Annotated in this window: 7 protein-coding genes; 5 read left to right on the top strand and 2 right to left on the bottom strand. The window is 54.1% G+C overall.

The annotated features are described in order from the left end of the window. Positions 1 to 102: 102 nt before the first annotated feature. Complete coding sequence (locus tag AC5M9B_RS03820; protein ID WP_070656601.1) at positions 103 to 366, bottom strand: hypothetical protein; 264 nt, start codon at positions 364 to 366, stop codon at positions 103 to 105. Between the two features lie 221 nt (positions 367 to 587). Here AC5M9B_RS03820 and AC5M9B_RS03815 point away from each other — a divergent pair, with 221 nt between their 5' ends. Further along, on the top strand, positions 588 to 1,013 hold the full coding sequence (locus AC5M9B_RS03815) for a CopD family protein (protein WP_070656603.1): 426 nt from the start codon (positions 588 to 590) through the stop codon (positions 1,011 to 1,013). A 63-nt stretch (positions 1,014 to 1,076) separates the two neighbouring features. Continuing rightward, on the top strand, positions 1,077 to 1,541 hold the full coding sequence (locus tag AC5M9B_RS03810; protein WP_016687128.1) for a CYTH domain-containing protein: 465 nt from the start codon (positions 1,077 to 1,079) through the stop codon (positions 1,539 to 1,541). 345 nt (positions 1,542 to 1,886) lie between these two features. On the opposite strand, the gene mltA is transcribed toward AC5M9B_RS03810, so the two are convergent. Then, a complete protein-coding gene (mltA, locus tag AC5M9B_RS03805; RefSeq protein WP_070656605.1) occupies positions 1,887 to 3,209 on the bottom strand; it encodes a murein transglycosylase A in 1,323 nt (440 codons plus the stop codon). Positions 3,210 to 3,706: 497 nt separating this feature from the next. On the opposite strand from mltA, the gene efeU reads away from it, so the two are divergent. The 3 genes from efeU to efeB all read left to right on the top strand — a co-directional run bounded on the left by efeU (position 3,707) and on the right by efeB (position 7,348). Beyond that, complete coding sequence (efeU, locus tag AC5M9B_RS03800) at positions 3,707 to 4,543, top strand: iron uptake transporter permease EfeU (RefSeq protein WP_070492712.1); 837 nt, start codon at positions 3,707 to 3,709, stop codon at positions 4,541 to 4,543. 74 nt (positions 4,544 to 4,617) lie between these two features. Next, complete coding sequence (efeO, locus tag AC5M9B_RS03795; RefSeq protein WP_070656607.1) at positions 4,618 to 5,781, top strand: iron uptake system protein EfeO; 1,164 nt, start codon at positions 4,618 to 4,620, stop codon at positions 5,779 to 5,781. Positions 5,782 to 6,076: 295 nt separating this feature from the next. Then, complete coding sequence (gene efeB, locus AC5M9B_RS03790) at positions 6,077 to 7,348, top strand: iron uptake transporter deferrochelatase/peroxidase subunit (protein WP_019270159.1); 1,272 nt, start codon at positions 6,077 to 6,079, stop codon at positions 7,346 to 7,348. Positions 7,349 to 7,728: the final 380 nt, after the last annotated feature.

Raw genomic sequence — 7,728 nt, 5'->3', positions numbered from 1 at the left:
AGGCCGTATGCTACCGCATACTGGCCTTTTTCTGTTAGGGAAAGTTGCACTTCAAATGCGAATCCGCCGACCTTTTGATGTATTTTTTCCGAAAGGAAGAAATCAGCGTTTTTTCTTTTCGGCGGTGGCAAGGCGCATGGCGACGAATTCGACCATCAGCTCTTTTTTTGTCCAGAAGAAGTTTTTCATTTTTTCCAGAGAATAGATTTTGCGCACCATCATGGGCAGGCCGGCATGGATGATGGCGGCAACTTCGCCGTTGCGGGTTTCGTCCGCCATGGCGGTTTTGAGATCGGTATTGTTGGCGGCGAGGTAGTCGCCGATTTGTTTTTGAACGCTGGCGCTGATTTCAAATTGCTTAATCATGTTTTCTTTCCGTTTTGTGTTTGTCCCGCGGGGAATGGGCATATTAGTTTAATTACATATGCATTTTAACAAAATTTAATCTTATTGCATATAAATGATACGAAATTATGATGTGATTTACCATTTTTCGGGCGTAAAACAGACAGTCGTTGATATAAAGAAAACAGCCGCCGCGGTTTGGCGGGTAAAATATGCGTTTTCGAGCATGAGGTCGTCTGAAAATGTATTTGTGGTTTAAGCTCTTGCATGTGTTTTTTGTGATTTCGTGGTTTGCAGGGCTGTTTTACCTGCCGCGGATTTTTGTGAATCTGGCGCAGGTTGAAGCGGCGGAGCAGCCGGTGGAATATGAGCGGCTCTCGGCGATGTCGCGGCGGCTGTATAAGTTTATGTCGCCGTTGGGGTTCGGGACGCTGGTGTTCGGCATTTTGATTCCGTTTGTTACGGGCTGGTGGGGGCAGGGCTGGCTGCATGTGAAGCTGTTGATGGGCTTGCTGCTTCTGGCTTATCAATTTTATTGCGGCGCGCTGCTTCGCGGTTTTGAGGAAAAACGCAATGCGCATTCGCACAAGTGGTACAGGGTGTTTAACGAAGTGCCTGTATTGATGATGATCGTCGCTTTGTATATGGTGGTGTTCAAACCGTTTTGATGTGTTTGCGAAACTGGCAAAACCTGTTTTCAGACGACCTTCTTTTATATTGGAATCAAACAGATGACTATTGAAATCGAACGCCGCTTCCTGTTGAAAAACGATGACTGGAAGCGCGAAGCCTCTGCGCCGCAGGTGTTGCAGCAGGGCTATTTGAGCGTGGAAAAAGAGCGCACTATCCGCGTACGCATTATTGATGACAAGGCTTGGCTGACTTTGAAAGGCTATATTTCGGATGTCAGCCGCAGCGAGTTTGAATACGAAATTCCTTTGGCGCACGCGCAGCAGATGATGGAGACGATGTGTCCGTTTAAGATGGAAAAACACCGTTATCGGGTGGAGTTTAAGGGCTTTGTGTTTGAAATCGACGAATATTTCGGCGACAACGCGCCTTTGGTGGTGGCGGAACTTGAGCTGCCTGCGGAAGATACGCCCTTTGAAAAACCGGACTGGCTGGGCGCGGAGATTACGTCGGAAGGAAAATTTACCAATGCGTATTTGAGCAAGCATCCTTATTCGACTTGGTAGGCGGGTTTGGGAATAACGGCACGCTGCTGATACTGGTCGCGGATTGTAGCGTCTTTGCCCACGAGGAAACGGTTGGGTTGATTGTCCGATTTAGGATTTGCTTGGCAGGTTCGTGGGCGAAGCCCACGCTACGGCCGGCTAAATTTAATTCACTGTATCGGCTTGTTTAAGAATCACAAAGGTCGTCTGAAAACCGTTTTTCAGACGACCTTTGTGATTTTAGGTTGCAGTGTGGGCTTTACCCACGAGAAACGCTTAATTTAATGCGCTATATCGGCTTGTTTGGTAATCAAAAGGTCGTCTGAAAACGTATCTTCAGACGACCTTTTGACTTTTTAGCCGATTTTAAGGTTGATAGCTGGGTTTCATGCCGTTGGGCAGGAGTTGCCAGACGTAGCCTGTGGTTTTCATTTTGCCGGCAACTTCGCCTGCTTCGTCGCCGTAGCCCCAGAAGTAGTCGACGCGGACGGCGCCTTTGATGGCGCTGCCTGTGTCTTGCGCCATGATGAGACGGTTGAGGGCTTTTTTGGTGGTCGGATGGGCGGTGGCGACAAACAACGGTGCGCCCAAGGTGATGTAGTGGCGGTCGATGGCGCCTGCGTATTCACCCAAGAGCGGGGTACCCAATGCGCCGACCGGGCCGGCTTCGCTGCTGCCGGTCAGTTCGCGGAAGAAGACGTAGCTGGGGTTCTGTCCCAAGACTTCGGCGAGGCGGCTGGGGTTTTGCTTCATGTAGGCTTTGATGCCCTGCATGCTGGTTTGCGCGAGGGGGAGGTAGCCTTTGTCTGCCATGTAGCGTCCGATGGAGACGTAGGGGTGTTCGTTTTTGTCGGCGAATCCGACGCGGATGTATTTGCCGGACGGGGTTTTCAGACGACCCGAACCTTGGATGTGCATGAAGAAGAGTTCGACGGGGTCTTCTGCGTAACCGAGGATGGGGGCTTTGCCGTTGAGCGCGCCGCCGTTGATTTGGTTGCGGGTGTAATAAGGAACGAAGCGGCTGCCTTCAAATCTGCCTTTGAGGGCGGTGCTGCGGGCGGTAATGGGGAATTGGGACAGGTCGGCGGTGTGTGTGCCGCTGTTGTCGATGACGCCGCTGTTGGCACCGGTTTGGCGGATGCGGACGGTGGCTTTGCTGCTTCTTAAATTGGCGGACAGGGGGACGGAAACGAAGTCGTTGGGGATGCCGTAGATGGGGAAGCGGGCCTTGCTTGTGGCTTTGTCATCGCCGAGCAGGACGGGCTCGTAGTAGCCGGTGATGGTGCCGGCGGGGTTGCCGTTGTTGCTGACCTGCCAAGGGGTGAAATAGCGTTCGAAGAAATGCTTGGCTTGGAAATGGTGGACGGGCGTCTGCATGGCTTGGGCGCACACGTCTTGCCAGCCTGCGCGGTTTTTGAGTTTTTCGCAGCCTAAGCGGAAGGATTGGAGGCTTTTGGCGAAGTGTTGGGTGCTCCAGTGCGGCAGTTCTTGGTGGGACACGACGGTGTAGGTCGCGCCGCCGCCGCTGACGGTGGTGCCTGCGGGGTCGGGCGTGCCGGTGGGGCGGTCGGGGCCTTTGACGGTGGTGGTGTCGACTTCGGGGAGGTTTTTGATGCGTTTGCTCGGGCAGGCGGAGAGGACGGCTGCGGCGATGGTGAGGAGTGTGATGCGGTATAGGTGTTTTTTCATAATGCTGTCTTAAAGGTCGTCTGAAATCGGGTGGATGGGAACGTGGTTTGCAGACGGGATATTGGTTCGTTTATTCAAGAGCTTGGGATTCTAACACAGTTTTTCCGCCTGCTTCGGCTCAAGGCGTGAGGTCGTCTGAACGCGGATGGGGCGGGTTTTCAGACGACTTTGTATGTTGTGGCGGATATTGTTTAAGGGCGGGAATATATTTTGACTGCCGTATCGGCTGTTGGGAGACGGGCTGGAAAAGTACGTTTGTCCGATACTTTCGTCATTTCCTTGTTAACATTCGTAACGGTGTTTATTACTTAAAAATAAAAATTATTTGCATTTGTTTAATTATCGGTTTATAAATATTTAGGCATAAGGTCGTCTGAATTTTCTTGGAGAGGATTTATTGCAGCCGAATAGAATAGATAAGGCGGCGGGTGAAACGGCTTGGGTAAAAGAATAAATGGTTTAGTTTTGGATATTTAGTTTTAAGGTTTGTTTTATATATGTTGATTGCTTTTCTGATTATGTTGCGCGAGGGTATCGAGGCGGCTTTGATCGTCGGTATCGTCGCGGGTTTTTTGAAACAGTCGGGACATTCGCGGCTGATGCCTAAGGTGTGGCTGGGCGTGGCTTTGGCTGCGCTGATGTGTTTGGGCATCGGATACGGCATCCATTCGGCAACGGGCGAGATTCCGCAGAAGGAGCAGGAATTTGTGGTTGGCGTTATCGGTTTGGTGGCGGTGGCGATGCTGACTTATATGATTTTATGGATGAAAAAAGCCGCCCGTTCGATGAAGCAGCAGCTTCAGGATTCGGTTCAGACCGCCTTAAACCGCGGCAACGGTCAAGGCTGGGCTTTGGTCGGCATGGCTTTTCTGGCTGTGGCGCGCGAGGGGCTGGAGAGTGTGTTTTTCCTCTTGGCGGTGTTTCAGCAGAGTCCGACTTGGTCTATGCCCGTCGGCGCGGTATTGGGGCTGCTGGCAGCAGTGGTCATCGGCGCGCTGATTTATCAGGGCGGTATGCGTCTGAATCTGGCGAAGTTTTTCCGCTGGACGGGCGCGTTTTTGATTGTGGTGGCCGCCGGCTTGGTGGCCGGTTCGCTGCGCGCGCTGCATGAGGCGGGCGTGTGGAACCACCTACAAGAGGTGGTGTTTGATTCTTCCAAATACCTGCATGAAGACAGCCCGCTGGGCGTGCTGCTCGGCGGCTTCTTCGGCTATACCGACCACCCGACGCAGGGCGAGGTGCTGGCGTGGCTGCTGTATTTGGTTCCAGTCATGATTTGGTTTCTGCACGGCAGCAAGCCCGCCGCGGTGCAGAGGTCGTCTGAAAGCCATTAGGGACTGTCGACAGCCCCTAGTGGCGCTTAAAAATTCCGTATCTCATTCTTATCAACATGCCAAAGAGGTTTGAAATGAAAAAACTCAATATAACTGCTTTATCCGTGATGCTGGCTTTGGGTCTGACCGCGTGTCAGCCGCCCGAAGCGGAAAAATCCGCGCCTGCCGCGTCAGGTGCATCAAGCGCGAATGCCGACGGCACCGTCAACGTCGGCGTGAACGACACCGCCTGCGAACCGATGGAACTGACCGTACCGAGCGGACAAGTCGTGTTCAACATCAAAAACAACAGCGGTCGCAAGCTCGAATGGGAAATCCTCAAAGGCGTGATGGTGGTCGACGAGCGCGAAAACATCGCCCCCGGACTTTCCGACAAAATGACCGTCACCCTGCTGCCGGGCGAATACGAAATGACCTGCGGCCTCTTGACCAACCCGCGCGGCAAGTTGGTGGTAACCGACAGCGGCTTTAAAGACACCGGCAACGAAGCCGATTTGGAAAAACTCGCCAAACCGCTTGCCGACTATAAAGTTTACGTCCAAGGCGAAGCCAAAGAGCTGGTTGCCAAAACCAAAGCCTTCACCGACGCCGTCAAAGCGGGCGACATCGAAAAAGCCAAATCCCTGTTTGCCGACGCCCGCACCCACTACGAACGCATCGAGCCGATTGCCGAACTCTTCAACGAACTCGACCCCGCCATCGACGCGCGTGAAGACGACTTCAAAGACAAAACCGAAGACGCGGCCTTCACCGGCTTCCACCGCATCGAACACGCCCTTTGGGTCAAAAAAGACGTATCCGGCGTGAAAGACATTGCCGACAAACTCATGAAAGACGTTGAAGCCCTGCAAAAAGAAATCGACGCCCTCTCCTTCCCGCCGAACAAAGTCGTCGGCGGCGCGGCAGTGTTGATTGAAGAAGTTGCCGGCAGCAAAATCAGTGGCGAAGAAGACCGTTACAGCCACACCGACTTGAGCGACTTCCAAGCCAACATTGAAGGCGCGCAAAAAATCGTCGAACTCTTCCGTCCGATGATTGCCGAGAAAAACAAAGCCCTGCTCGAGAAAGTCGATGCCAACTTCAAACAAGTAACCGACATCCTCGCCAAATACAAAACCAAAGACGGCTTTGAAACCTACGACAAACTCAGCGACGAAGACCGCAAAACCCTTCAGGCACCAATTAACGCCCTTGCCGAAGACCTGAGCCAACTGCGCGGCACACTGGGCCTCAAATAAACTTGACCCGCCCGTTTCAGACGACCTTTTGAAGAAATACAAGGGGTCGTCTGAAAACTTATCGCTGACAGCAGTAATCGCAGTCGTAGCGTGGGCTTTGCCCACGAAAAAAACTAAAACCGCGGCACACCTTGCCACCATACCCAATACATTTCGAAACCATGTAACCCTTACTAAACGACGATTCAAAGTTTTCAGACGACCTTAAACGTCGTCTGAACATTCAAAACAGCCAACTGTAAACACAACACCCGCGTACATACCGCCGCCCGAATCCCCCGCAAAGGACTCCATTATGAGCCAAGACAACAACCCACAACCCACCCAACCGACGAAACGCACCCTGTTCAAAACCGTCCTCGCCGCAGGCGCAGCCGGCGCGGCAGGCTGGTTTGCCGGCAAACAACAAGGCGAAACCGCCGCCGAGACCCGCCACAACGAACACTCACCGCAAGCCTACCCCTGCTACGGCACCCACCAGGCCGGCATCACCACCCCGCACCAACTCTTCGGCATCATGTGCGCCTTCGACGTAACCGCCAAAGACCCCAAACAACTCGAAAACCTCTTCCGCACCCTCACCGCCCGCATCGAATTCCTCACCCAAGGCGGCGAATACCAAGACGGCGACGAAAAACTCCCCCCCGCAGGCAGCGGCCTACTCGGCAAAACATTCCGCCCCGACGGCCTCACCATCACCGTCGGCGTCGGCAGCAGCCTCTTTGACGACCGTTTCGGACTCAAAGACAAAAAACCCCGCCACCTCCAAGAAATGCGCGACTTCCCCAACGACCGCCTCCAAAAATCATGGTGCGACGGCGACCTCAGCCTCCAAATCTGCGCCTTCACCCCCGAAACCTGCCAAGCCGCCCTGCGCGACATCATCAAAAACACCGCCCAAACCGCCGTCATCCGCTGGAGCATAGACGGCTGGCTGCCCAAAGCCGAACCCGGCGCCATCGCCGCCCGCAACCTCTTAGGCTTCCGCGACGGCTCCGGCAACCCCGACGTGTCCGATCCCAAAATTGCCGACCAAGTCCTCTGGACAGGCATCGCCGCCAACAGCCAAGACGAACCCGCCTGGGCGAAAAACGGCAGCTACCAAGCCGTCCGCCTCATCCGCCACTTCGTCGAATTCTGGGACAGAACCCCCTTGCAGGAACAAACCGAAATCTTCGGCCGCCGCAAATACAGCGGCGCCCCCATGGACGGCAAAAAAGAGGGCGATACCGCCGACTTCGCCAAAGACCCCGACGGCAAAACCACCCCCAAAGACAGCCACATGAGGCTCGCCAACCCGCGCGACCCCGAGTTCATGAAAAAACACCTGCTCTACCGCCGCGCCTTCAACTACTCCCGCGGCCTCGCCGCCAACGGTCAGCTCGACGTTGGCTTAGTGTTCATCTGCTACCAAGCCAACCTCGCCGACGGCTTCATCTTCGTCCAAAACCTGCTCAACGGCGAACCGCTGGAAGAATACATCAGCCCCTTCGGCGGCGGCTATTTCTTCATCCTCCCCGGCGTCGAAAAAGGCGGCTTCCTCGCCCAAACCCTGCTCAGCGCGTGAACACAGGTCGTCTGAAACCTGACGGCGCATAGGTTCTATCCGTCAACCTCTCCCTGTAAAAGGTCGTCTGAAAACTAAGTATTCCAGTTTTCAGACGACCTTTCCGTCAAGTGGACACAGGCTTAGGACAAACCAAACCTGTAGCGTGGGTTTCACCCACGACCTGCCGCCCGAACATCCGAATCCAATCATATCCGTTCATTCGTGGGTAGAACCCACGTTGCAGGCGGCTGGCTCTCCCGTCTGGAGGGAGAAGTTGGTTCTACGGCTTGCACGAATTTGATTTTACCTAAACCCAAAAAACCACCCCCATCCTAACCTTCCCCCGCCGGACGGGGGAAGGAACAAATTGCTGTTGCAGCAACCGGTAGCGGGGGGGT

Source organism: Neisseria flava, from assembly GCF_982712965.1.
The sequence above is the reverse complement of the archived record's forward strand: the minus strand, read 5'-3'. Positions and strand labels throughout refer to the sequence as shown.